Source organism: Paraburkholderia sp. BR14312 (assembly GCF_040948675.1).
Lineage (GTDB): Bacteria > Pseudomonadota > Gammaproteobacteria > Burkholderiales > Burkholderiaceae > Paraburkholderia > Paraburkholderia nodosa_A.
Window position 1 is genome coordinate 148,539 of sequence record NZ_JBFPKI010000010.1, and the last position, 23,472, is coordinate 172,010.

Below are 23,472 nucleotides of genomic sequence, written 5' to 3' on the forward strand. Positions count from 1 at the left end.
ACCCGTATCTTGGGCTGGTTTCGGCCCGTGTGGTCTGGGCCGTTCATCCTCAACCACCACTCGAATCGACAATGAAACTGCGCTTTCTGTCTGCCAGTGCCGCGGCTGCCGTCATCGCCGCCGCCGCTGGCTGCACTACCGCCTCAGGCCCTACCCACAATCTCGACATCGTCACGCTCGCTAACGGCTCGCAAGCGTATCGCGTGCAATGTCTCGGCCTGTTCGAAAGCTCCAAAACCTGTATGGCCAGGATGAACGAGACCTGCGGCAGCAAGACGCCGCTACGCGTCTCGTCGGTGGATCGCGCCGTTGCCGGCTTCAAACCGGAAGACGACCCGCGTGAAATCACGTTCATCTGCCAGCCGCCGCAGTCGCCGGCACCGGCGCCGGCGCCGATCGGCGAGACGCCGCCCCAGGTTCAGCCGCGCACGATCACGCTGAACGCCGACGCCAACTTCGCGTTCGACAAGGCCGATCTGCTGCCCGACGGCAAGCGCAGGCTCGACCGGTTCGTCACGGAAAGCAACGATGTGAACATCGGTACGGTCGTGATCGACGGCCACACCGACTCGGTCGGCTCGAAGGCCTATAACGATCGCCTCTCGGTGCGCCGCGCCGAGTCCGTTCGCCGCTATCTCCAGTCGCGTGGCCTCCACGCCGGCCAGTACGAAGTGCACGGTTATGCCTTCTCGAGGCCGCTTGCGTCGAATGCCACAGCTGAAGGCCGCGCGAAGAACCGTCGCGTCGAGATCCAGACGAGCGGCATCACACAGCGCTAGCAACGCAGCGCATCGCGCACCCGGTCGCCCGCGGCTTCGAGCGGGCGGCCCTTTCGCGGGACCGTCAATGACCCATTGCCGGTCCCGCGCCTTTTTTCGGCTTCGTCACCCACACCAGCAGAGCCAGCACGACAAACATCGCGCAGGAAATGCGGAAGAAGTCGTTGGTGGCCATCATGTAGCCTTGCGTCGTCACGACGTCGTTGAGCTGGGCGGTCAGGCTTTGCCCCGCGAAACCGAGGTTCGCGAGCGCGTCCTTGTAGGCGACGGTGTTCGGCGAAGACTGGGTCACCGATTCCGACAGCACGGCATGGTGATAGATGGCGGCGTCTTCCCAGAACGTCGTACTCGCCGCCGTGCCGATCGCGCCCGAGAGCGTGCGCAGAAAATTCGAGAGGCCCGCGGCGCTCGCGAGCCGCTCGTCGGGAATGCTGGAGAGCGTGATGGTCGTCATCGGCACGAAGAAGCACGCCACGCCGATGCCCTGTACGAGGCGCGGCAGGATCACGTGGTCGAACGGCACGTCGAGTGTGAACGTCGAGTTCCAGAGCGAGACGAGCGCGAACACGATAAAGGCAAAGCTCGCGACCATGCGCAGATCGAGCCGGTGCATGTTGCGTCCGATGAGCGGCGAGAGCACGAGCGCGAGCAGGCCCACCGGCGCGGTGGCCAGACCCGCGAGGCCCGCCGTGTAGCCCATGACAGTCTGCAGCCAGAGCGGGAAGATCACCACCGAACCGAAGAAAGCCATGAAGCCGAACGAGATGATCATCGCGCCGAGCGCGAAATTGCGGTCGCGAAAGAGCGAGAGATCGACCACGGGCTCCTTTTCCGTCGCCTCCCACACGAGCATGAACGCGAGCGCGACCACCGCGATGATGGCGAGCGTGACGATGAACGTCGAGTTGAACCAGTCGCGGTCCTTGCCGAGGTCGAGCACCATCTGCAGGCACGACACGCCGATCACGAGGAGCGCGAGGCCCACGGCGTCGATGCGCTGCTTCGTCGTTTTCGTCTCGCGGCCGCGCAGCAGCAGGTACGCGCAGATGCCCGAGAAGAGGCCGATCGGTACGTTGATATAGAAGATCCACGGCCACGTGTAATTGTCGGTGATCCAGCCGCCCATCACCGGTCCGAAGATGGGTGCGACGATCACGGTCATCGCCCAGAGGCCGAGCGCGAGGCCGCGTTTGGCGGGCGGGTAGGAGCGCATGAGGATGGTCTGCGAAAGTGGAACCATCGGCCCGGAAACGAGCCCTTGCACGAGACGGAATGCGATGAGCGTCTCGAAGTTCGTGGCGAAGCCGCAGGCGGCCGAGGCCAGCGTGAACAGCAGCACGGAGAGCGTGAAGAGGCGCACTTCGCCCACGCGGCGCGCGAGCCATCCGGTGAGCGGCACGGCGATCGCCGAGGCGACCGAGTACGACGAGATGACCCACGTGCCTTCGCTGTTGGCGACACCCAGGTTGCCCGAAATGGTCGGTACCGCTACGTTGGCGATCGAGGTGTCGAGCACCTCCATGAAGGTCCCGAGCGCGAGCCCGACTGTGAGGAGCGCGAGCGTGCCGCCGGAAAACGGTGTGGGTTCGGCCTGCGCGGGCACCGCGGGAGAAGCTGCCATGTTCCGTGTCCTTGGTGAGTCGGCCGTTGCTGCCGCTCCACGGGAGCAGCGCACGCCAGCTTGTTATTGCGTGTCTGTGCATTTTCTGCCCAGACAGTGATTGGATCAAACTACGCCAGGTGTTGCGCTGCCGCGCACCGTGCGCCGTTGCTAGCCGCCGTCTTCCTGCGCCGGCGCTTCTGCGTCCTTGCCGGCGCCGATCATCGATCCGCACAGCGGTGTGGTCGAGCCGTCATTGGCGATGAAGCGTTGCAGCAAATGAATCAGCGTCGCGACTTCTTCGGGCGAGAAGCCGCGTAACTGCTCGGACATCTCCGCGGCAATCAGTTCGGGCAATTGCTGCGCCGCCGCGCGCCCCTGGTCCGTCAATGCGAGTTCCACGACCCGGCGGTCCGCCTGGCTGCGCTGCCGCTCGAGAAAACCCTTTTTCTCCAGCCGGTCGAGCATGCGCGTCATGGAGCCGGTGTCGTACGAGAGCGCGCGTGACATCTCGTTGGGCGTGCTCGCGCGCTCGAACCACAATAAAAGGATCACACCAATTTGCGAGGATGTGAGTCCAAGCGGCGCGACCGCACGGTCGATACGCCCGGCCAGCACGTTGCGCGCGGTAGAGAGGAAATAGCCGAGACTTGGCTCGACGCCCAGACTCGTCGGGACGAAAGGACCGTCGCTCATGGCAGTTCGCTTTCCAGCATCTCAAAGAACGAGCGGATTATAACGGGTTACTTCGCTGCTCAGGCAGATAAATTAGCTAGCAGGTCGCGGCCACCTCTGTCGCCGCGATCGGCGCATAAAAACAACAGTCATATTGATGCGCTGCAAAGTATGTTGTGATTTGATTGCATAGTCAATATTATGACAGGCAACCAGTTTCGTTCTTCTACGTCCACCCGTTTCCGCATCATGCTTTTTCTCATCAACGCGCTTGGCGGCCTTGGCCGCTCCGTCACCGACATCGCCCGCCTCGCTTTCGCGAAGGCCGGTGAGTCGTCGCGCTGGCGCAAGCTCGCGTTGTATGCGGCCATGTTCGCGCTGCCGGGCGGCTCGATCGCGGTGGTGGCCGTGGTGTGGGCGCAGCGTCGGCGCGCGCAGCCCGAACCCGCCGCCGCAAGCGCTGTCATGGCGGCCACGCCCGCGGCCGCAACCGCAGCAATACCGGCAGCGGATGCACCCGCGTGCGGTGGCGGCCAGCTCGCCTGCCGCGCACAGAAGCGCCGCCGTAACGACGCGTAACCTGTGCGTCTCACGCCGTAACACCCGCGAACCCTTCCAACGCGTAAGCTTTCGGATTCCGTGCAGTGACTAGCGTGTGCGCTACCATTGCCGCAACGCGACAACCCCGTGCGCGACCGGCCGCCCGAGCGCGCGCCGGTTGCATCGACAGGAATCCTTGCATGCCTTGCCGTTTCGTCCGCTCCGGCGCGACCACTGGACCCGCCGGGTCTGTGGCGCGCCGCGCGCCCAAGCCGCTTTCCATCCTGACGCTGTGCGCGGCCGCTGCGCTCACCTTCCAGTTGACCGGCTGCGCCGTCGGCCCCGACTATCACCGGCCCAGCGCTGCCGTGCCCGCTTCGTTCAAGGAAGCGCCCGAGGGCTGGAAGGTCGCGCAACCCGCCGATACCACCGACCGCGGCGCCTGGTGGCTGATCTACGACGACGCGCAGCTCAATGCGCTGATGGACCAGCTCAACACCAGCAACCAGACGGTCGCGCAATCTGCCGCCGCCTACCGCCAGGCGCGTGCGCTCGTGGGCGAGGCGCGGGCGGCGTACTTCCCCGTGATCAGCGGCTCGTTCGCCGGCACGCGCTCGTACACGCCCACGCGCGTGGCCAACTCGAGCCGCGGATTGTCGAGCGGCAGCATCAACAACAACGTCAACCTCGGGCTCGACGCCACCTGGGAACCCGATCTCTGGGGCAAGGTGAGCCGTACGGTCAGCTCGCAGGAGGCGAGCCAGCAGGGCGCCGCCGCCGATCTCGCGAACGCGCGCCTGTCGGCCCAGGCCACGCTCGCGCAAACCTACTTCACGTTGCGCTCGCTCGACGCGCAGCAGAAGCTGCTCGACGATACGGTCGTCGCGTACCAGAAGTCGCTGCAGCTCACGCAGAATCAGTACGCCCAGGGCGTGGCGGGCCGCGCCGACGTGATCCAGGCGCAAACCCAGCTGCAATCTGCGCAGGCTTCCGCGATCGACAACGGTGTGGCGCGCGCCCAGGACGAGCATGCGATCGCCGTGCTGGTCGGCCAGCCGGCCTCCACGTTCTCGATCCCGCCGTCGCCGCTCGCCGCCACGCCGCCCACGGTACCGCTCGCCATGCCTTCGGCGCTGCTCGAGCGCCGGCCCGACATCGCCTCGGCCGAGCGCAAGGCGGCCTCCGCCAACGAGCAGATCGGCGTCGCCATCGCGGCGTACTTCCCTACGCTCACGCTGTCCGCGAGCGGCGGCTTCGAAAGCTCGGTGATGTCGCAGCTGCTGCAGCTGCCTTCGCGCTTCTGGACGCTCGGGCCGTCGCTTGCCGGCACGATCTTCGACGCCGGGCTGCGCAAGGCCCAGACCGAGGCCGCGCGCGCCGCCTACGACCAGCAGGTGGCCGAGTACCGGCAAACCGTGCTGGCCGCGTTCCAGGACGTGGAGGACAACCTCGCTTCGCAGCGCATCCTCGGGCAAGAGGTCGGCGTGCAGCAGCAGGCGGTGGAGTCGGCGCAGCATGCGCTCGCGATCGTGACGAACGAGTACAAGGCGGGCACGACCGATTTCCAGAACGTGCTTTCCGCGCAGGCCACAGCCTTTACCGCGCAGCAGAAGCTCGTGAGCATCGGCGGGCAGCGCATGGTGTCGTCGGTGGGGCTCGTGAAGGCGCTGGGCGGCGGCTGGGATGCCTCGCAGATGGATCGCGAGACCGGCAGCGTCGCCGCGCCGGCAGTGGTTTCGGCCGCTTCGGCCCCAGCGGCAGCGACGACGGCTACGACGGCCGCCCAGCCGCAGTAAGGCGTATGCGCCCTGCAGGCGGGCGCACGCTCAGACCACGAACCTCAGCGCATGAACGTCAGCGCGACGGTGCCCGGCCCGACCGGCCGGCCCAGCAGATTCAGCAGGCCCGCCAGGTTGTCGCGCTGATCCGGCGCCGCGCTCGCGGTGCCCTGAAACGATGCCGAAGCCCGCGAGAACGAGCCGCGCCCCTCGAGCATCAGCGGTCCTTTTTGCGTCGAGAGCTCGAGCGTCGACGTCGCCCCTTGCGCCTGCAGCACCACCTGATACGTGCCGAGCGGCTTCACGAGCGAAACGCGCGAGCTCATGTCGGCGAGCGAGACGGTCAGTCGTCCGAATGCATCCGTGCCGAACACGCGCCACGGGCTCCACGCGAGCCGCACCTTGCCGTCCAGATCGAGCGTGTTGAAGGGCGCGCCGAGACCCGCGAGCAGCGACGCCGGCACCGCGATCGTGCCCGCGCTCACGTTCGCGCCGCGCAACGACGCATCCACCGTGACCGGGTCGGGCATCGCCTCGGTCTGCAGCATGTCCATGCGTACGCGCGCGACGAACAGCGGCCAGAACGCCGTACGCCAGACGATGCGCCCCGGCAGCAGCGTTGCGCCGCGTGCGTCCTGGCCCGCAGCGAGCATCAGCGTGGCGGAGCCGTGCCAGAGCGAGCCTTCCGGGTCGATCAGGTTCACGTGCCCCTGGGTCGCGCGCGCGAACTGCGGCGCGATCCAGGCCGCGGGCAGGCGGGCGAGCAGCACGACAACGCTCGACAGCAGGCCCACGATCAGCCAGGGCAACGCGGCGCGCAGGCGTCGCATCCAGTAACTCATTGCGCATTTCTCCGGCGATTCTCATTGCGCGCTTTTCGATGCGCGCTTTTTCTTCTTAGTGCGTATTCGCCGGTTGCAGCGAGGCCGTCAAGTCGACCTGGCCGTCGGCCTTCAGCGCGGTGATGTGCGCCTCGACCACCTGCACCTTGAACTGCTTGCGCACGTCGTCGAGCCACGCGGTCCACGCCGGAAACGACGCGTTCTTCATCTGCACCTGCACTGTCGTGCCGATCAGCTGAATCTGCGCGCCCGTGAGCGAGTGATCGGCGAGCGAGGCGGTGACTGCGTCCTTGAGCGCCTGGCCGCCCGGCGCCACGCTGGCCGCCGCGCCAGCCAGCGAGCGCGCCTCGTCGGCCTCGGCCGTCATCTGCGCGAGTTCACGCTGCATGCCGGGCAGGCTCTGACGCAGGCGCGCGCGGCCGTCGGCGGCGGGCTGCCACAGCACCGACCACCCGATCGCCAGCGCAAGCACCGCGCCGCCCCACGTGAGCAGCGTCTTTTCGCGCGTCGAGCGCGCCTCCCAGAAGTTCGTCCAGGCCTCGGCCCACGCGCCGCTCATAGCCGTTGTTTTCACGATGCGCTCCTGATGGTCCATTTGCCCGTGCTGGCATCCACCGTGCCCGCCAGGCCGTTGCCCGCGAGGCGTTTCGCGAGATCGGCGTCGACGTTGACGCCTGGCTTGAAGGTCACGTCCAGACGCCGGTCGTGATAGTCGATGGCCGCGATGCCGTTCGCGGGCACCGGACCGAGCGAGCGCGCGAGCCCGTCGGAGAGCGCGAGGAAGTCGTCGGGCGAGGGCTCGCCCGCGGCCAGGCGCAACTGCTGCAACTGGCGCGCCATCTGCCCGGCGGGATCGAGCACGACGGTCGTCTTCGGGAACGCGTTGAGGAGCAGCTCGGTCATCTGCGCGCTGATCGCGTCGCGCTGGCGCGCCATCATGAGCCACTGGGTATTCGCGCCGACGACCGCCACGACGAGCGACGCCGCCACGAGCACGATCGGCACGCGCAGACGGCGCAGCGTCGCGCGGTCGAGCCGCCACGGCTGCGAGGCGAACTCGAACTGGCAGAGGTCGAAGCGGCAGGCGAGCGCGCGGCGCGCGAGCGCCTCGAACGTGAGCGGCTGCGCGCCCGGCAATGCGGCGGCCAGCGACGCACGTGCGGCGGCGCTCACGGGCTCGCCCGGCAAATTGGTGAGGACGTAGCCCGAAACCGGCGCGCCGCCGGCGAGCGCCGTGACGGTAGCGGCCACGCTCGCGGCAGGCACCGCGAAGCCCTCGGCGAGCGCGCCGCGCACGATCGCGAGTTCGAGCGCCGCTTGCGCCGTGGCTGCCGCGGGCTCGGGCGCGACGCCGGGCAGCAGCATGGGCGCAGTCGCGACGACATGGCCTAGCACGCATGCGGTCACGGGTTCGGGCGCGGGAGGCGCGGGAGGCGCGGGAGTCCCGGGAGCCGCGGCGCCGGGCGCTGCCCCCGGCTCGACGGGCTCGGCCGGCTCAGTCACCTGAACCTCCTGAACCGCTTCCACTGCCTGCGCCGCTGGCAGGCAGCGCGCCACCGGCACGGCGCGCAGATTGCGGTGCCCCGCAGCGGTGAAGCCTTCCAGCAGAAAGCGGAACCAGCCGCGATCGATGGCCGCCACCACCTGGCGGCCGTCGGCCAGGCGCTTGGGATCGAGCGCCAGATGGCAGGTCTGCGCATCCTGGATCAGATGATCCTCGACCACGTTCGGCAGCGCCTGACGCAGCCGCGGCCCCTTGAGCGGGGGCACCGTAGCGGCGAGCGTGAGCAGGTCGCGCGCGGCGATCATCAGGATGGTGGCCGAGGCCTTCGGCAGCAGCCCGAGCGCCGAACGGCCCGCGCGTTGCGTGTTGCCCGTCTTGTCGAGCAGCACGAACGGCAGTTCCGGCAGCTGCCATTCCTGCGAGTGGACCGCCGGGTCGCGGGGCGGCATGAGGACGATCAGCGTGCTCAAACGCACCTCTTTTCGATGTTGGTCGGGGACGGATTCATGGTTCGTCGCGAACGCGCACGATGCGCGTCGTATGAGTGAGCGGGTCGCGCCAGACTAGCGTCGTGCGGTCCACCTCGGCGCGCTCGTGCTGCACGCGCCCATGGACGAGAAAATAACTCGTGTTGACGTCGATCTGCGTCGTGTCGATCGAGGCCTGCTTCACGCCTACGCCTTCGAGCGCGAGTTGCACGTCGCTCACGTTGCGGAAAAACACGCTCTGGCGACGCGCGACGAGGGCCTGCGCGTTCGACAGGCTCATGCCCGTTACGACGGAGGCGATCACCTCGGCGCTCGCCGTGTTCATGTTCACGGGCGTCACGGTGGGCAGGATCGTCACGAACGGGCGCAGCCGCGCAACGGCGTCGGGCGTGAAGCCGGGCACGTCGAGCAGCGAATCGACGCTCGTCATCAGGAGCGGCGCGACGCCGCTGTTGTTGTCGCTGTCAGAGAGGCCCGGGTTGTCGGTGTAGTTGCCGCCGCCAGTCGAGCCGCCGCCGGCGAGCACCTCGGTTTGCGAGGTGCCGCTCGTCGTGGCGGTTTGCGTCTGGAAGCGCGTTGCGGAGTAGGAGAGGCCCGAGCGCAGGTACACCGCGGTGTTCTTGGCGAGTTGCTGGTCGATGCCGAGAATCTGCAGCAGGCGCGCGAACGCTTCGATTTCGGTCAGGTTCAGCTGCAGCGAGCCCGGCGCGTTGGACGCCACGAGATCGCGCAGATTGAAGCGCGACTGAGCGTCTTCGATCGAGCCCGAGAGCCAGGTGTCCGTGCCCTGTTGCGCGCGCGCCTCGCCGATCTGGCCGAGAAAGTCGGACAAGCGCGTCCTCGCGAGCGGCACGCCCCACGCGCCGCCGAGATACGTGATGCCCGCCGACGTATCCGCTTCGGAGCGCAGCACGAGGCGCGTCCAGTCGAGCGAGGCGCGCGCGATCCACTGCGCCTGCGCGAGCAGCCGCTGATTCTCGATGCGGCGCAATTGCACCTGCTGGCGCCACAACATGCCCGCGACGAGGATCGCCGACAGCGCCACGACGAGCAGCGCGCTGATGATGGCCGCGCCGCGCCGTGCGCGCGTAGAGCGGCCGAATCGTCCGGTTCGCCGAGTGGAGGTTCGTTGTGTACGCAACGTCATTCCCCCACCATGAATACGCGGGTCACCGGCCGCTCGAGCGAATGCGAACCCACGCTCACCTGCACGCCCGTCACCGCGCGCGGCAACGGGGCGTTGCCGAGCTGCGGCACCTTGAGATCGTTGTTGTAGCCGCTCACCTGCGAGCGCACGTCCTGCATGTTCGCCGTCCAGCCTGTCTTCGGCACGTACAGGCGCGCGTTGATGACGTCCACGCCGCTCATCATCGGCAAGGCGCCCCAGTTGTCGCCTTCGCCGCCGCGCAGCGCGCGCCGCAGCTCGCCGAGATTGGCAAGCGGGGGCGACGCATAGCGCACCACCTGGCCGCCCGACACGCGGTAACGCACCACTTGCATTCGCGGCGCGGCGCCCGGCGGCACCGCGAACGCGCGCACGACCTGCAGCGCGCCGCCGTCGAGCGAGATCGCGACGCCGCCCGCTTCGTCATCGGAGGTCGCTGCGCGCAAGTCGATGCGCATCTGGTCGAACATCTGCGCGAACACGCGTTCCTCAGCCATCGAGCGCGTGATGGTTTCGCGCCCGCGCACGATTTCGTCGAGGCCGCGCCACGAGAGGATCGCGACCACGGCCATGATGGCGATCGCCACGAGCAGCTCGATAAGCGTGAAGCCGCGCGCTGGCGCGGCGACGCGCGCGCGGTCACAACGAGCGGTTCGTCTCATTGGCGAGCACCGTGACGAGTTGCGCGAGATTGCCGGAACGGCCGGGCGTCGTCACCGACACCTCCACGCGCCGGAAGATGGGGTTGGGCGTCGTCGCGACCTGCTGCGTGCAGGTCAGCCGCAGATTGCCCTGCGAGCAGTCGAAGCTGCTCTCGCCAAGGTCCGGCCACGCGTGCGCGAGACGCAGCTGCGCAAGCGTGTTGTCCGCACTCCAGCCCGCGAGCAGGCGGTCGTGCAGATCAGCCTCGCTCGCGGCGAGACTGCCGACAGCGCGCAACGACGCGGCCAGCGCAATCGCGATGATTGCGAGCGCAACCAATACCTCGATCATCGTGAAACCGCGCTCGCGCAGCGGGCGAGCCGGACGATTCACGCGGGCACCGTGGCCGCGCTTTCCCCCACGCATCGAGAGCCGCATCTCAGCGCACCTCGAAGCGGCCAGTGCCGGTGCCGACGATCGTCGCCTGGCCGGCTGCCGAGAAGAGCGTGACCTGCACCGGCACGTCCACGGCTTCCGTGCCGAAAATGAGCCGGTTGGCCTGCGTGTCGTCGCTGCCGGGGTAGGTGATCGCCACGCCGGTCACGCCGCCTTCCCAGTTGCGCGGGCCGAGCAGATCGTCGCGCAGCGGACGCCAGCCGTCCTCGGTATGGACATCGAAGCGAAACCCGCCCGCGAGCGGCTGCCATGCAATGGGCCGGGCACGCACCTGTGCCTCGTCGCCGGCCGATTCGAACAGGAGCGCGAGTCGCTGCGCTTCTTCGTTCAGGTCGGTGCGCGGATTGCGCGTGAGCGTGAGCGAAGCGAGCGAGATGAGAATCCCCGCGATCAGCAGCACCACGAGCATTTCGAGCAGCGTGAAGCCCGCCGCGCGCGAACGCATGCCCGCGCGCGAATTGCGCGCGGTGCGTGTCGATCGGCGGTCCCGGCAAGGGACGAGGCGGCTCGGTTGCATGGATGCGGCGTGGCGGACGACTTACTGCCAGGACCCGACGTCGGCGTCGTTGCCCTCGCCGCCGGGTTTGCCATCGGCGCCGTAGCTGAATACGTCGATCTCGCCGTGCACGCCCGGGTTCAGGTATTGGTACGCGTTGCCCCACGGGTCGTTGGGCAGACGCTCCAGATAGCCGCCGTCCTTCCAGTTGTTCGGCACGGGCTCGGTGGTCGGCTTTTGCACCAGCGCCTGCAGCCCCTGGTCCTGGGTCGGATAGCGGCCGTTGTCGAGGCGATAGAGCTTCATCGCCTGCATGATCGTGCCGATGTCCTGGCGCGCGGCGACGCGGCGCGCTTCATCCGGACGGCTCATGATCTTCGGCACGATCAACGCGGCCAGAATGCCGAGAATCGCGATCACGACCATGATTTCGATGAGCGTGAAGCCGCGTTGGCGGCGCGCGCGCGTGACTTCGATTTCGGCACGGCGTTTGGCCCACATGGACATGAGTTCTTTCCTCCCTCGCTAGATATGGTTGCGGTGCACGCCTGTGCGCCGCGCTTCGTCTCGCCTGCGATCGGACCCGCCGCTTGTATCGGCCGTGTCCTCGCACGCATGACGGGTCATTGTAATGTCACACGATGACGCCTTTCCGACGCCTTGCGGGCATGGCAAACGCGTACATCAAAAATTTCATAAACCTTCGTACAATGAGCGCATGAGCCCACTGCAAATCCGCCTTCTTTCCCTCGCCGCGTTTGCGGTGTTCTGCGCCACGGCCACGTGGTGGACGATCACCCTCGCCACGAACCGCGCGGCGCCGGTGCAGGCCGCCGCCGCCCGGGTGCCGGTTTCGCTCGATCAGGCCGGCACGCTGTTCGGCGGCAGGCTCGAGCGCAATCCGGTGCAGGACATTCACCTGTTCGGCATCCTCTCGCTCGCGCAGGGCGCAGCGGCCATCGTCAGCGTGGGCGGCGAACCCCCGCGGGCCATTTCGCTCGGCGGCCCGATCGACCAGAACTCCAAACTCTTCGAAGTGCGCCCCCGCTCGATCCTCATCGACCGCCACGGCGTGCACTCCGAAATCTTCCTGCCGCCCAACGCAGCCGGTCCCACCATCTACGTGCGCTGAGTTCCGCGCGCCCGGCCTCCCGCGACTTCGTGCGGTTCGTACGCCTTACTGCACGAGGTTGTTCAGCTCGATGATCGGCAGCATCACCGCGAGCACGATCACGAGCACCACGCCCCCCATCGCGAGGATCAGGAGCGGCTCCAGCAGGCTCGTGAGGAACATCGTGCGCCGCTCGAGTTCGCGCGCCTCGCCTTCGGCCGCGCGGTCGAGCATGGTCGTTACATCGCCGGTCGCCTCGCCCGAGCGGATCAGGTGCACGAGCACGGGCGGAAACGTCTTCGTGTTGCCAAGCGCCCGAGACAGCGACGTGCCTTCGCGCACACGCACGATGGCTTCGTCGATGTTCGTGCGCATCGCCTTGTTCGAGAGCGTTTCGCCGGCCGCCTGCAGCGCGCGCAGGATCGGCACGCCCGCCGCGCTCAGAATGCCGAGCGTGCTCGCAAAGCGCACGGTGTTGTAGCCGCGCACGAGCTTGCCCGCGAGCGGCGCGGTGAGCATCCAGCGGTCGAATGCGAGACGCGGGCCGGGCCGGCGCAAGGTAGAGCGCACGATCCACGCGACCACGGCCACGGCGATCAGCACCGCCCACCACCACTGCCGCACGAAGCCCGAGAGCGCCATCATCACGATGGTGAGCAAGGGCAGTTGCTGCTTCGTGCTCGCAAACACGTTCACCACCTGCGGCACCACGTAGCTGAGCAGGAACGTGACGATGCCGAACGCGATGATCGTGACGATCGTCGGGTACGTGAAGGCGAGCACGATCTTCTGCTTGAGCGCGTTGCGCTGCTCGATGTAGTCGGCCAGGCGCGACAGCACGATGCCGAGCTTGCCGGTATGCTCGCCCGCGGCCACGAGCGCACGGTAGATATCCGGGAAGTCGCGCGGGTGCTGCTCGAGGGCACTGGCGAGCGAATGGCCGCCGAGCACCTCGGCGCGAATGGCCGCCATCAGTTCGCGGATGTAGTCGCGCTCGGACTGCTCGGTGAGCACCGCAAGCGCCTCGCCGAGCGGCAGGCCCGCCACCAGCAGGCTCGCGAGCTGGCGCGTGAGGATCGCCTGCTCGCGCTGCGAGAGCTTGCGCCCGAGCGCGAGCCGTTGCTGGCGCGCGCCGCGCGTGCGGCTCGCGGCGGGTTCGACCACGAGCGGCGTGAGGCCCTGGCCGCGCAGCAGCGCACGCGCGCCGCGAGCGCTGTCCGCGTCGAGCACGCCTTTTTGCGCTTTGCCCGTGGCGTCGATGGCTTCGAAGCGAAATGCCGGCATGTTGCTGATCGCCCTCGCTTTTATTGAGCGTCCATCTGGTGGTTCATCGTGCGGCCCGTCGTGCGGCGCATTACGCGCCGCCCGTCACGCGCAGCACTTCCTCGAGCGACGTCCTGCCCGCTTCGACCCAACGCTCGCCGTCTTCACGCAGCGTGCGCATGCCTTGTGCGCGGCCGGCCGCGAAGATCTCCGCATCGGCGGCATTGCGGTGGATGAGGGCGCGAATCGGCTCGTCGATGAGCAGCAGTTCGTACACGCCGCGCCGACCCGCGTAGCCCGAATGGCCGCAGCGGTCGCATCCCACCGGATGCCAGCGCTTTCTGCCGTCGTCTTCCACGCGTTCTTCCTTGCACACGGGGCAGAGCTGGCGCACGAGGCGCTGCGCGAGCACGCCGAGCAGGGACGACGCGAGCAGATACGGCTCGACGCCCATGTCGGTCAGTCGCGTCACCGCCGAGGCGGCGTCGTTGGTATGGAGCGTAGCGAGCACGAGGTGGCCCGTGAGCGACGCCTGCACGGCGATCTGCGCGGTTTCGAGGTCGCGGATTTCACCGATCATGATGATGTCGGGGTCCTGACGCAGGATCGAGCGCAACGCGCGCGCAAACGTCATGCCGATGCGCTCGTTCACCTGGGTTTGCCCGATGCCCGAAAGGTCGTACTCGATCGGGTCTTCCACGGTCATGATGTTGGTCGTAGCCGTTTCGAGCCGCGACATCGACGCGTAGAGCGTGGTCGTCTTGCCCGAGCCCGTCGGGCCGGTCACAAGCACGATGCCGTGCGGCTTCGCGATCAGCTGGTCGAACTTGCCGAGCGTGTCGCCGGCCATGCCGAGCGCTTCGAGGTTCAGGCGCTGCGCGTCTTTTTCCAGCAGACGCAGCACCGCGCGCTCGCCGTGGCCCGTGGGCAGCGTGGACACGCGCACGTCCACCGGACGCCCGCCCACGCGCAGCGTGATGCGGCCGTCCTGCGGCAGGCGTTTCTCGGCGATGTCGAGCTGCGCCATGATCTTGATACGCGAGATCAGCGCGCCATGCAGCGCCTTCTTCGGGCGCACGACATCGCGCAGCGTGCCGTCCACGCGAAAGCGCACGACCGATGCATTCTCGAACGGCTCGATATGAATGTCCGATGCCTGCTCGCGCGCGGCCTGCGTGAGGAGCGCGTTGATCATGCGGATGATCGGCGCGTCGTCTTCGGACTCGAGCAGGTCTTCCACTTCGGGAATGTCCTGCATGAGGCGCGAGAGATCGACTTCGCCTTCCACTTCGCCCACCACCTGCGCGGCGCTGCCGTCCTGGCGCGCGTACGCCTGGTTGATGGCCTGCGCGAGTTCGTCGGCCGGTACGCGCACGAGCGCGAACGCGCCGAAGTTGCGCGCGACCTCGGCGATGGCGGCCTGCGAGGTTCGCTCGCTGATCCACACTTCGAGGCCTTCGGCGCGCTGCTGGGCGACCAGAATCTGGCCGCTGCGCGCAAAGCCGTACGGCACGAGGCGCGCGGCAAGCGGCGAGGGCGGCTCGCGGTCCGCTCCGCCGTTGGCCGCAGGCGCGTGCGGCGTGCTCACGGCTGCACCCGCGTGGTGGCAGGCGCCGCCTGTTGCACCGGCGTGGTTTCGACCGGCGCCGTTTGCACGGGTGCGGCGGGCTGCATTTGCACGGGGCTTGCCGGATTCGCGGGCGCCGCGGGCTGCACGCCCAGCGCCTGTTGACGCCGCATCTGGTCGAGGTCGAACAGGTTCAGCGCGGAGCCGCCCTGGCTCGGGCCGACCGGCATCGGCGGTACGACTGGGTCGTCGCGATCCTTGATCAGGTTGTTGTCGGACTTGTATGCGCCCGTCACGCCCTGGATATAGTCGTAGCGATTCGACGTGACCGCCTGCGCCGTGTCGCGGTCGCTGATGATCACCGGACGCAGGAACACCATCAGGTTGGTCTTCTCGCGGGTCTTGTTTTCCGAGCGGAACAGCTGGCCGATCCACGGAATGTCGCCGAGCAGCGGCACCTTGCTGTTGGCGACCTGGTAGTTGTCCTGCATCAGGCCGCCGAGCACTATGATCTCGCCGTTGTCGGCCAGCACCGTCGACTGGATCGAACGCTTGGTGAATTCGGGGCCGGCGGGATTGGTCGTCGCGTTGGTCGTGCCCGTCACGATCGCCGAGTCTTCCGTGTACAGCTGCAGCTTCAGGATGCCGCCGTCGGTGATCTGCGGCTTGATGTGCAGCGTCAGGCCCACGTCCACACGATCGTAGGTGTTGAACGCCGTGCTCGCCGTGCCGCTCGTGAGGTTCGAATACGAACCCGTCTGGATCGGCACGTTCGTACCGACGACGATCTTCGCTTCCTGGTTGTCGAGCGTAATGAGGTTAGGCGTGGACAGCACGTTGGCGTCGGCGGTTTGCGAGAGCGCCTGCAGCAAGGCACCGAGACCCCGCACACCGAAGATGTTCTTGATCCAACCCACGTTCAGGCCCTGCTGGAGGCCGGAAGCCCCGAGCGCGCTTGCAAGGCCGCCGGTGCTGGCGTCGGCGGCCGCAGCGGCCGTCAGGTTGATGATGCTGTTGCCGCTGCCGGTGGAAAGATTGGTGCCGGCGTACAAATTGCCATTCGCCACCTGCCACTGAATGCCCAGGTTGGCGTTGGTGGTCGAGTTCAGTTCGACGATCAGCGCCTCGATATAGACCTGCGCGCGCCGCGCATCGAGCTGGTTGATCACGGCGCGCAGGTTGCGGTACACCGCGTCCGGAGCCGTGATGATCAGCGAGTTGGTCGCCGCGTCGGCCTGGATCATGCCGCCCGGCTGGTACTCGTCGCCCTTGTCCTTGTCGCCGCCGAGGAACGGGGCTTCGTTGCTGCCGCCACCGCCGCTGCCATACGAACTGCCTCCGCCCAGCGAACTGCCCGACGACGCACCGCCGCTGAGCGAGCTCGACGGCAGCGGCGGCGTGCCGGAGGTGCCGGTCGACATGCCGCCGCCGCCGCCGCTGTTGCCTGCCTGGTTGAAGCCGTTCGCATTGCCGGACGACGACGTATCGTTGCCGCCCTTGCCGAGCATGCCGCGCAGCGTCTTGGCGAGCTGCGTGGCGTCGGCATTGCGCAGCGGCACGACGTGAATGTTGCCCGGCATGCTGGTCGGCGCGTCGAGCTGCTTCGAGAGCTGGACCGCCGAGGCCAGGCGTTGCGCGTTCGAGGCGCGCAGCATCAGCGAATTGGTGCGCGGGTCGGCGATGACCGACACCTTCAGCGACGGGTCCGAGGCGCCGATCGCGCCCGGGTCGAGCATCTTCGCGATTTGCGGCGCGATGTCGAGCGCATTGGCGTTGTGCAGCGGTACCACCTGGACCTGCTGGCCGGCGGCCGAGTCCACACCCGCAATGATCGAGGCGATGCGGCGCACGTTGTCCGCATAATCGGTCACGATGAGCGTGTTGTTGGCCGGGTAGGCGGCGATGGTGTTGTTCGGCGAGATCAGCGGGCGCAGCACCGGCAGCAGGTTGTTCGCCGACTCGTGCCTGAGCGTGAACACCTGGGTTACCACCTGGTCGCCACGCGCGGTCGGCGCGTTGCCCACGTAGGTCGGCACGCCCTGCAGCTTGGCGTCGGCTTCCGGCACGACCTTCAGGACGCCGTGATCCTGCACGAGCGCGAAGCCTTGCATGCGCAGCGCCGACTGCAGGGTCTTGAGCGCCTGGTCTTCAGGTACGGGGTTTTCGGAGACAAGATTGAGCTGCCCCTTCACGCGGGGATCGACGATGATCGTTTTGCCGGTGGCGGCGCCAATTGCCTTCGCCACCTGATCGATGTCGGCGTTGACAAAATTGAGCGTGACCTGCGCATAGGCAAGCTGTGCCGTAATCAGTCCGCTCACGAGCAGCGCCGTGGCGACGCGACGCAAAGCCATACGATTTCTTCTCATGGGTGTCTTATCGAAGCCAGCGGCAGACGCGCGCGGCTATTCGTCCTCGACGTACGGCTGTGGGGCCGATTCGCCTGTGCTTTCCTGACTAGTGCCGACGCCGGCTCTCCTCGGCCCGGACGTCCGTCAGTCAACAAAAGATGAAACAGTAGCAGTTTTTCGTGTCGAATTTGTCACAAAAAATGGCTCTCCGGGGAATTCTTCTAATCGCCGAGCCGCGCCAGCCGGTAATCCCAAGCTGTTTGTAAGCATGCATGCCTCGCGAGCGAGAGCGCGTGGACTTCAATTGGCTCGAAGCGCCTCGCCTCGTCTGAGCAGCCAGCTTGACGCGTCATCAGTGACCGGTATCATACGAGCGGCCCGAAGGATGGCCAACGCGCGTTTCCCCCCTGTCTTTATGTGGGAATTCCCGCATTGCGCGCCAGAAATCAGACCGGCTCGCGAGAGATTGCGTCATTCTGCAGGCTGTGCCGTTCGTCTCCGGGCTTGTCCTTTTGCTTGTCTTTTGCTTGTCCTTTTGTCAGTTTCCGCGCGAGTCGCCATGCCTAACGTCTGGTCCGCTACGCTTGCCGCCGCCGTGGTGCTCGTCACCGCGAGCGTCAGCACGCTCGCGCACGCGGATTGTTTCGACGAGGCCGCGCGCTACCAGAAGGTCAATCCGCTGATCCTGCGCGCCATTGCCTGGCAGGAGTCGCACAACCGTCCCGACGCAGTACACAGGAATGCGAACGGTTCGATCGACTACGGCGTCATGCAGATCAATTCGGTGCATCTGCCCGTACTCTCCCAGTACGGCATTTCGCAAAGCACGCTCATGGAGCCGTGCAAGAACGTCTATATCGCCGCGTGGCATCTGCGCCAGAAGATGAACAAGTACGGCAACACGTGGGCTGCCGTCGGTGCTTACCATTCCGAAACGCCGACGCTGCGCGACCTCTACGCGCAGCAGATCGCCGACATTCTGCGCAAGTGGCATCTCATGCAATAGCGCGCTTGAGCGCGTGCTGAGCGCTCACAGCATGCTCGCGCCCTGAATGCGGCGGCATGCGTGCCCTGCGTGGCGCGCGCGCATGGTGCAAAATGCTGCCTGACGCCGCACCCTGACGAGGATTTCGATCCTTTCGCGCGGCGCGCCTCCCGACTCACTTTTTGCACCACAACTGCGATGAACCAGCCGCCACTGCCCGTCACCGTGCTCTCGGGTTTTCTGGGCGCGGGCAAGACCACGCTGCTCAACCATATCCTGTCGAACCGCGCAGGCCTGCGCGTGGCGGTGATCGTCAACGACCTCGCCTCGGTGAACATCGACGCCGCGCTCGTGCGTGACGCCTCGGCGCTCTCGCGCGTGGAAGAGCGCGTGGTCGAAATGTCGAACGGCTGCATTTGCTGCACGCTGCGCGACGACCTGCTCACCGAGATCCAGCGCCTCGCCGATCCGGCTCGCGCCGGCCAGCGCTTCGACGCCATCGTGATCGAATCGACCGGCGTGGCCGAGCCCATGCCGATCGCGGAAACTTTCATGTTCGCCGGAGACGACGGCATCGCGCTGGACGAATACGCGCGTCTCGACACGATGGTCACCGTCGTCGACGCATTCAACTTCCTGCGCGACTACGCGAGCGCCGACCAGCTTGCGCAGCGCGGCGTGGCAGCGAGCGAGGAAGACGACCGCGCGATCGTCGAACTGCTCGTCGATCAGGTGGAGTTCTGCGACGTGCTCGTGCTCAACAAGGCCGACCTCGTGAGCGACGACGAACTCGCGCGCCTGCAGCACATTCTCGCGCGCATCAATCCGCGCGCGGTGCAGGTGGTGAGCCGCTTCGGCAACGTGCCGCTCGAGGAAGTGATCAACACCGGCCGCTTCGATTTCGATGCGGCATCGAGCGCGCCGGGCTGGCTCGCCTCGCTGCACGACCATGACCATTGCGATGACCCGGCGCATTGCCACGATCCGGCGCATACGCATACGCCGCGCAGCGAAGCCGATGAATACGGCATCAGCAACTTCGTGTATCGCGCACGCCGCCCGTTTCATCCCGAGCGCTTCTGGGCGCTGCTCAACCAGGAATGGAAGGGCGTGCTGCGCTCGAAGGGCTTCTTCTGGCTCGCCACGCGCAACGACGTGACGGGCACGCTCTCGCAGGCGGGCGGCGTGTGTCGTCACGGTCCCGCGGGCACATGGTGGGCGGCGCTGCCGCGCGAGGAATGGCCGCAGGACGCCGAACTCGAAAAGGAAATCGCCGCCGACTGGCAAGGCGATCTCGACGACCCGAGCGTCGGCGATCGCCGTCAGGAGCTGGTGATGATCGGCGTGGATCTCGAGCGCGACGCATGGCGCGCGAAGCTCGATGCATGCCTTCTCAACGATGCGGAATACGCGGCAGGCCCGCAAGCGTGGCTGGGCTACGCCGACCCGTTCCCGTCGTGGGAGCTCGACGACGACGATCACGATCATGATCACGGCGATCACGACGAAATCGTCCACCGTCCCGACTGACCGGAACGACGCGCTCAACGAACAACGGCGCCGCAAAAATGCGGCGCCGTTTGCTTTTTCGCCAGCGATGCATGCACCTCGCAGGCGAAAAAAAACCCGCCAGGGGCGGGTGTCAACTTAAAGCGGCAATGCCTTAGCGCTTGTTGACGGCGTCCTTGAACGCCTTGCCAGCCGTGAACTTGACGGTCTTGGCAGCGGGAATCTTGATGGTTTCGCCGGTCTTCGGGTTACGGCCCGTACGGGCTGCGCGCTTGCCCGAACCGAAGCTGCCGAAGCCGATCAGCTGAACCGCATCACCTTTCGACACAGCCTTCTTGACCACTTCGAGGAGCGTGTCCAGCGTCTCGCCGGTTTGTGCCTTGCTAGCGCCCGTCTGTGCTGCGACGGCGTCGATCAGTTCCTGTTTATTCATTGAGAAGTTCCTTTCTGTGTTTAGGTTGACACGAACAGCGCGAACGCGCCGATTATACGGACGCGTGCCGCGCCGTCGAGCAGCGACGGACCCGGAGCACCCCGGCATTTTCGCGTTGCGGCGACTAGCGTGTGTCTGATGCCGCAACGTCCGTGCTGCCGCTTCCCTGGGCGGCGCTTGCTATGATAGCGCAGCGCAAACCCAATAACGACAAGGGTTTCGAAGATTTCGCGCGGGAAATGCGGGTTTTTTGGAGCTTGTAGACCTTTTTGGGGTGTCCACCCCCGCAAATCCCCCCGCCTGCGACGTTTTTGCCGCCGCACGCGTTGCGCCGCGCCAACGCAGCATGCGCGCAAACGCCGGCCCGGCAAGCGTTTGCGGCAACGCGATCCGCCTTCGTCACACGCTTTTTCCAGCCGCGCTGCTTGTCCGTTTTCTCCTCACCTCTGGCTTCGCGTTCCTCATGACCGCCACCCTGACACCCGCCACGCTCGCCTTCCGGGAAGACGGCACGCCGTTTTCGCCCATCTATGGCGACGTTTATCACAGCACTGCCGGCGCATTCGCACAGGCTCAAGCCGTCTTTCTGAGAGGCAACGCGCTGCCGCAGCGCTGGCAAGACAGGCGGATCTTCACCGTGGTCGAAACCGGCTTCGGCATGGGCGTGAATTTTCTCGCCACGTGGTCGGCATGGCGCGACGATCCGGCGCGCTGCGAACGCCTGCATTTCGTTTCGGTGGAAAAACATCCGTTCGCGCGCAACGACCTGAAAAGTGCGCTCGACGCAGTCGTTGCACACGCACGCGAAGCGCCGCTCGCGCACGAACTCGTGAACGCCTGGCCGATGCTCGTGCCGGGCACCCATCGCCTCGAATTCGAGGGCGGACGCGTCACGCTCACGCTCGCTTTCGGCGATGCACTCGAGGTATTTCCCAAAATGTGGATGCGCGCCGATGCGATCTACCTCGACGGCTTCGCTCCGGCGAAGAATCCCGACCTCTGGTCGCCGGTCATTTTCAAGGCGCTCGCGCGCATCGCCGGCGAGGACGCCACCTTCGCGACCTGGAGCAGTTCGGGCGACGTCAAGCGCGCGCTGGAGCAAAACGGCTTTGAATTCCGCAAGGTGGAAGGCTTCAACGGCAAGTGGGCGATGCTGGTCGGACGCTTCGCGCCGCGCTGGCGAGTGCGCCGCTACGAGCCGCCCCTGCCGCTTGCGCTGCGCGAGCGGCACGCCGTCGTCGTGGGAGCGGGACTCGCCGGCTGCGCGCTCGTCGAGCGGCTGGCCGTGCGCGGCTGGCGTGTGACACTCGTCGAACGCAACGCCGCGCCCGCGCTCGAGGCATCGGGCAATCCGGCCGGCGTGTTTCATCCGCTGATTTCGCGTGACGACAGCAGCGCGTCGCGCATCACGCGCGGGGGGTTTCTCTACGCGCTGCAACGCTGGGCCGCGCTCGAAGCCGCCGGCCATGCGCCCAGGCGCTCGCACGCCGGCTTGCTCCATCTCGCCACTGACGACGAATCGCGCGCCGTCGCCGCTGCGCTGGAATCGTTCGGCTATCCCGAAGAATTCGTAAGCGCCGTCACGCGCGAGCAAGCCCAGGCGCTCGCCGGCGTCGCGCTCAATCAGGGCGGGTGGTTCTATCCGCAGGGCGGCGCGATCGACCCGGCAACGCTCTGCCGCGCCCAATGCGCCTTCGCCGCCGCGCTGCCCGGCGCGCAGGTCGAGACACGTTTCGGGGTGCGTATCGGTCACATTGCCCGCGCCGGCGAACAGGAATCCGGCGAATGGCAGGTGTTCGACGACGCCGGACGGCTCGTCGCCCACGCGGGCGCGGTGATCTTCGCCAACGCCCAGGACGCCTCGCGCGCCGCCGCGCTCGCACATGCGCCCACCCGCATCGTGCGCGGCCAGCTCACGCTCGTCGATCCCAGCTCGCTCGCGAACCTGCGCGTACCCGTGATCGGCGAGGGCTATGCGGTGCCGCTAGACGGCGGCGTTACGCTCGCGGGCGCCACCTACGAAGTCGACGACGCCGACGGCGCGCTGCGCGCCGCCGGCCATACCGAGAACATCGAACGTGTCGCGCACATGCTCCCCGAGCTTGCCGCGGCCCAAAGCGCGGGCGAGCGCGATTTCGCGGGCCGCGTGGCGTTCCGCTGCGTCACCAGCGACCGCATGCCGATGCTCGGCCCGCTCGCCGACGAAGACGCCGCCCGCCGCGACGCCCAGCGTCTGGCCGGCGCATGGCCGCTCGACCTGCCGCGCGCAAGCGGCCTCTACGGCGCGTATGCGTTTGGCTCGCGCGGGCTCGTGTGGGCGGGGCTCGGGGCGGAGCTGATCGCGTCCCAGCTGGAAGGCGAGCCGTGGCCGCTGGAGCGGGAACTTGCGGACCAGCTGGATCCGGCGCGCTTCCTCCAGCGCGCCTTGCGCCAGCGCAGTCTTTAATCGCCCCACACGGGCAAGCGCCGCCCCGGGTTATCCACGCCAATCTGTGGATAACCGCGCGAATTGCCAGCGAATCGAGTGTGGAAGCGGTGTGGACGTAAACGGGGTAACTCAGCACGCCCCGTTCCAGGCCCAAAAGTTACTCTTCGAAGTGCGCATGGACCGCACATGCTTTGCGCGCGGTTGTGCGAACGCCAACTCTCGGATTCCTTTCAGTAAACCCCGGTTATCCACAGGAAATCCAGGCCCTTGTTAACTTCTACTACGTATACATACGGTAAACAGTAAACCCCAAGCTCGCGCCATCGCTGTCGGCAAAGACGATCCAGCCGGGCTTGAAAAACCAGACGAAAGCCGCCCCACCCGATGCGGTCATTTTTTCCGCATACGTCGCCAAAAGTGCACAATGAGGACGCTATTACCGTCTTTGTCGATGCTTTCGACGCGGTGGGGCAATTGCAAAAAAGCTATGGCACAATCGCCGTTCTTTCCGCGTCAAATGCCGCAGCAGACGGTCGACGCATCCAAGGAACGGTTGCCCCTCATCCTGAATCTGAGTGCTCAGGGTGGACGGCAGCGTTCGTTCATCCAACGCGGGCGCAGCCACACCGCACGCAAGCGCCCGTACCGGTTGTTCGCCGCACCGCCATGTGCCGGCTGCTTTGTCGCAGCGTTTTGCCGCACGGTTCGTCCGCACTCGCCGCAGGAAGCGCGTATTCGCCAGCTCGCCCAGTTGTCATATCGTCGGGCCAGCCGGCTGCATCGATTGGCGCAGCGCCAGGCGCAGAGCAAGCAGACAACGGATGGGGAGTAGAGGTGTCGTTCGCCTCGTGCGGCACGCG

22 protein-coding genes are annotated in these 23,472 nt (G+C 66.8%); 8 read left to right on the top strand and 14 right to left on the bottom strand.

Going from position 1 to position 23,472, the window contains the following annotated elements:
• Window positions 1-71 precede the first annotated feature (71 nt).
• Window positions 72-779 (top strand): OmpA family protein, encoded by a 708-nt coding sequence (locus AB3X98_RS26900; RefSeq protein ID WP_069264526.1) that lies wholly within the window; start codon window positions 72-74, stop codon window positions 777-779.
• Window positions 780-843: 64 nt separating this feature from the next.
• On the opposite strand, the gene AB3X98_RS26905 is transcribed toward AB3X98_RS26900, so the two are convergent.
• A complete protein-coding gene (locus AB3X98_RS26905; RefSeq protein ID WP_368603746.1) occupies window positions 844-2,400 on the bottom strand; it encodes a DHA2 family efflux MFS transporter permease subunit in 1,557 nt (518 codons plus the stop codon).
• 150 nt (window positions 2,401-2,550) lie between these two features.
• Complete coding sequence (locus AB3X98_RS26910; protein ID WP_368603745.1) at window positions 2,551-3,075, bottom strand: MarR family winged helix-turn-helix transcriptional regulator; 525 nt, start codon at window positions 3,073-3,075, stop codon at window positions 2,551-2,553.
• A 228-nt stretch (window positions 3,076-3,303) separates the two neighbouring features.
• Here AB3X98_RS26910 and AB3X98_RS26915 point away from each other — a divergent pair, with 228 nt between their 5' ends.
• The gene (locus AB3X98_RS26915) at window positions 3,304-3,633 is read left to right on the top strand and encodes a hypothetical protein (RefSeq protein ID WP_368603744.1); all 330 of its coding nucleotides are present in this window, start codon (window positions 3,304-3,306) and stop codon (window positions 3,631-3,633) included.
• A gap of 161 nt (window positions 3,634-3,794) precedes the next feature.
• Window positions 3,795-5,390: an efflux transporter outer membrane subunit gene (locus AB3X98_RS26920; protein WP_368603743.1), complete on the top strand. Its 1,596-nt coding sequence runs from the start codon at window positions 3,795-3,797 to the stop codon at window positions 5,388-5,390.
• Between the two features lie 44 nt (window positions 5,391-5,434).
• Here the strand turns inward: AB3X98_RS26920 and AB3X98_RS26925 are convergent, their stop codons facing one another.
• The 8 genes from AB3X98_RS26925 to gspG are packed head-to-tail and all read right to left on the bottom strand — an operon-like array spanning window position 5,435 to window position 11,472.
• On the bottom strand, window positions 5,435-6,214 hold the full coding sequence (locus tag AB3X98_RS26925) for a type II secretion system protein N (RefSeq protein WP_368603742.1): 780 nt from the start codon (window positions 6,212-6,214) through the stop codon (window positions 5,435-5,437).
• 55 nt (window positions 6,215-6,269) lie between these two features.
• On the bottom strand, window positions 6,270-6,773 hold the full coding sequence (locus tag AB3X98_RS26930) for a type II secretion system protein M (protein ID WP_368603811.1): 504 nt from the start codon (window positions 6,771-6,773) through the stop codon (window positions 6,270-6,272).
• 11 nt (window positions 6,774-6,784) lie between these two features.
• A complete protein-coding gene (gspL, locus tag AB3X98_RS26935) occupies window positions 6,785-8,188 on the bottom strand; it encodes a type II secretion system protein GspL (protein ID WP_368603741.1) in 1,404 nt (467 codons plus the stop codon).
• Window positions 8,189-8,222: 34 nt separating this feature from the next.
• Complete coding sequence (gene gspK, locus AB3X98_RS26940) at window positions 8,223-9,353, bottom strand: type II secretion system minor pseudopilin GspK (protein WP_368603740.1); 1,131 nt, start codon at window positions 9,351-9,353, stop codon at window positions 8,223-8,225.
• Entirely contained in the window at window positions 9,350-10,033 is a 684-nt protein-coding gene (locus AB3X98_RS26945; RefSeq protein ID WP_069264512.1) for a type II secretion system protein J, read from the bottom strand. Before AB3X98_RS26945 ends, gspK begins: the two co-directional genes overlap by 4 nt.
• Window positions 10,011-10,439 carry a type II secretion system minor pseudopilin GspI gene (gene gspI, locus AB3X98_RS26950; protein ID WP_069264756.1) on the bottom strand — a complete coding sequence of 143 codons (429 nt, stop codon included), beginning with the start codon at window positions 10,437-10,439 and terminating at the stop codon, window positions 10,011-10,013. Before gspI ends, AB3X98_RS26945 begins: the two co-directional genes overlap by 23 nt.
• Before the next feature lie 13 nt (window positions 10,440-10,452).
• Window positions 10,453-10,986 (bottom strand): GspH/FimT family pseudopilin, encoded by a 534-nt coding sequence (locus AB3X98_RS26955; RefSeq protein WP_083245239.1) that lies wholly within the window; start codon window positions 10,984-10,986, stop codon window positions 10,453-10,455.
• A gap of 21 nt (window positions 10,987-11,007) precedes the next feature.
• On the bottom strand, window positions 11,008-11,472 hold the full coding sequence (gene gspG, locus AB3X98_RS26960; RefSeq protein WP_069264508.1) for a type II secretion system major pseudopilin GspG: 465 nt from the start codon (window positions 11,470-11,472) through the stop codon (window positions 11,008-11,010).
• A 211-nt stretch (window positions 11,473-11,683) separates the two neighbouring features.
• Between gspG and AB3X98_RS26965 the strand changes: the two genes are divergently transcribed.
• Complete coding sequence (locus tag AB3X98_RS26965) at window positions 11,684-12,097, top strand: hypothetical protein (protein WP_342949153.1); 414 nt, start codon at window positions 11,684-11,686, stop codon at window positions 12,095-12,097.
• A 45-nt stretch (window positions 12,098-12,142) separates the two neighbouring features.
• On the opposite strand, the gene gspF is transcribed toward AB3X98_RS26965, so the two are convergent.
• From gspF to gspD, 3 genes are all read right to left on the bottom strand, one after another.
• Entirely contained in the window at window positions 12,143-13,360 is a 1,218-nt protein-coding gene (gene gspF, locus AB3X98_RS26970; RefSeq protein ID WP_028203270.1) for a type II secretion system inner membrane protein GspF, read from the bottom strand.
• 70 nt (window positions 13,361-13,430) lie between these two features.
• Entirely contained in the window at window positions 13,431-14,927 is a 1,497-nt protein-coding gene (gene gspE / locus AB3X98_RS26975; protein WP_368603739.1) for a type II secretion system ATPase GspE, read from the bottom strand.
• Window positions 14,924-17,260 carry a type II secretion system secretin GspD gene (gene gspD / locus AB3X98_RS26980; RefSeq protein ID WP_368603738.1) on the bottom strand — a complete coding sequence of 779 codons (2,337 nt, stop codon included), beginning with the start codon at window positions 17,258-17,260 and terminating at the stop codon, window positions 14,924-14,926. The genes gspE and gspD overlap by 4 nt, the downstream gene beginning before the upstream one ends.
• Before the next feature lie 556 nt (window positions 17,261-17,816).
• On the opposite strand from gspD, the gene AB3X98_RS26985 reads away from it, so the two are divergent.
• Together AB3X98_RS26985 and AB3X98_RS26990 are read left to right on the top strand one after the other, a co-directional pair.
• On the top strand, window positions 17,817-18,263 hold the full coding sequence (locus AB3X98_RS26985; RefSeq protein ID WP_069264500.1) for a lytic transglycosylase domain-containing protein: 447 nt from the start codon (window positions 17,817-17,819) through the stop codon (window positions 18,261-18,263).
• A 177-nt stretch (window positions 18,264-18,440) separates the two neighbouring features.
• Entirely contained in the window at window positions 18,441-19,772 is a 1,332-nt protein-coding gene (locus tag AB3X98_RS26990) for a GTP-binding protein (protein WP_368603737.1), read from the top strand.
• Between the two features lie 133 nt (window positions 19,773-19,905).
• Here AB3X98_RS26990 and AB3X98_RS26995 read toward each other — a convergent pair whose 3' ends face one another.
• Window positions 19,906-20,184, bottom strand: a complete 279-nt coding sequence (locus tag AB3X98_RS26995; RefSeq protein WP_027815965.1) for an HU family DNA-binding protein — start codon at window positions 20,182-20,184, stop codon at window positions 19,906-19,908.
• Window positions 20,185-20,647: 463 nt separating this feature from the next.
• On the opposite strand from AB3X98_RS26995, the gene mnmC reads away from it, so the two are divergent.
• Window positions 20,648-22,630, top strand: coding sequence for a bifunctional tRNA (5-methylaminomethyl-2-thiouridine)(34)-methyltransferase MnmD/FAD-dependent 5-carboxymethylaminomethyl-2-thiouridine(34) oxidoreductase MnmC (gene mnmC / locus AB3X98_RS27000; RefSeq protein WP_368610344.1), 1,983 nt, complete (start codon window positions 20,648-20,650; stop codon window positions 22,628-22,630).
• A 469-nt stretch (window positions 22,631-23,099) separates the two neighbouring features.
• Entirely contained in the window at window positions 23,100-23,444 is a 345-nt protein-coding gene (locus AB3X98_RS27005) for a hypothetical protein (RefSeq protein WP_368603736.1), read from the top strand.
• Window positions 23,445-23,472 lie beyond the last annotated feature (28 nt).

Bases quoted from the DNA above. Each gene is read 5' to 3' on its own strand.
- AB3X98_RS26900 (WP_069264526.1), top strand. From the start codon at position 72: ATGAAACTGCGCTTTCTGTCTGCCAGTGCCGCGGCTGCCGTCATCGCC.
- AB3X98_RS26905 (WP_368603746.1), bottom strand. From the start codon at position 2,400: ATGGCAGCTTCTCCCGCGGTGCCCGCGCAGGCCGAACCCACACCGTTT.
- AB3X98_RS26910 (WP_368603745.1), bottom strand. From the start codon at position 3,075: ATGAGCGACGGTCCTTTCGTCCCGACGAGTCTGGGCGTCGAGCCAAGT.
- AB3X98_RS26915 (WP_368603744.1), top strand. From the start codon at position 3,304: ATGCTTTTTCTCATCAACGCGCTTGGCGGCCTTGGCCGCTCCGTCACC.
- AB3X98_RS26920 (WP_368603743.1), top strand. From the start codon at position 3,795: ATGCCTTGCCGTTTCGTCCGCTCCGGCGCGACCACTGGACCCGCCGGG.
- AB3X98_RS26925 (WP_368603742.1), bottom strand. From the start codon at position 6,214: ATGAGTTACTGGATGCGACGCCTGCGCGCCGCGTTGCCCTGGCTGATC.
- AB3X98_RS26930 (WP_368603811.1), bottom strand. From the start codon at position 6,773: ATGAGCGGCGCGTGGGCCGAGGCCTGGACGAACTTCTGGGAGGCGCGC.
- gspK (WP_368603740.1), bottom strand. From the start codon at position 9,353: ATGACGTTGCGTACACAACGAACCTCCACTCGGCGAACCGGACGATTC.
- AB3X98_RS26945 (WP_069264512.1), bottom strand. From the start codon at position 10,033: ATGAGACGAACCGCTCGTTGTGACCGCGCGCGCGTCGCCGCGCCAGCG.
- gspI (WP_069264756.1), bottom strand. From the start codon at position 10,439: ATGCGTGGGGGAAAGCGCGGCCACGGTGCCCGCGTGAATCGTCCGGCT.
- AB3X98_RS26955 (WP_083245239.1), bottom strand. From the start codon at position 10,986: ATGCAACCGAGCCGCCTCGTCCCTTGCCGGGACCGCCGATCGACACGC.
- gspG (WP_069264508.1), bottom strand. From the start codon at position 11,472: ATGTCCATGTGGGCCAAACGCCGTGCCGAAATCGAAGTCACGCGCGCG.
- AB3X98_RS26965 (WP_342949153.1), top strand. From the start codon at position 11,684: ATGAGCCCACTGCAAATCCGCCTTCTTTCCCTCGCCGCGTTTGCGGTG.
- gspF (WP_028203270.1), bottom strand. From the start codon at position 13,360: ATGCCGGCATTTCGCTTCGAAGCCATCGACGCCACGGGCAAAGCGCAA.
- gspD (WP_368603738.1), bottom strand. From the start codon at position 17,260: ATGGCTTTGCGTCGCGTCGCCACGGCGCTGCTCGTGAGCGGACTGATT.
- AB3X98_RS26985 (WP_069264500.1), top strand. From the start codon at position 17,817: ATGCCTAACGTCTGGTCCGCTACGCTTGCCGCCGCCGTGGTGCTCGTC.
- AB3X98_RS26990 (WP_368603737.1), top strand. From the start codon at position 18,441: ATGAACCAGCCGCCACTGCCCGTCACCGTGCTCTCGGGTTTTCTGGGC.
- AB3X98_RS26995 (WP_027815965.1), bottom strand. From the start codon at position 20,184: ATGAATAAACAGGAACTGATCGACGCCGTCGCAGCACAGACGGGCGCT.
- mnmC (WP_368610344.1), top strand. From the start codon at position 20,648: ATGACCGCCACCCTGACACCCGCCACGCTCGCCTTCCGGGAAGACGGC.
- AB3X98_RS27005 (WP_368603736.1), top strand. From the start codon at position 23,100: ATGGCACAATCGCCGTTCTTTCCGCGTCAAATGCCGCAGCAGACGGTC.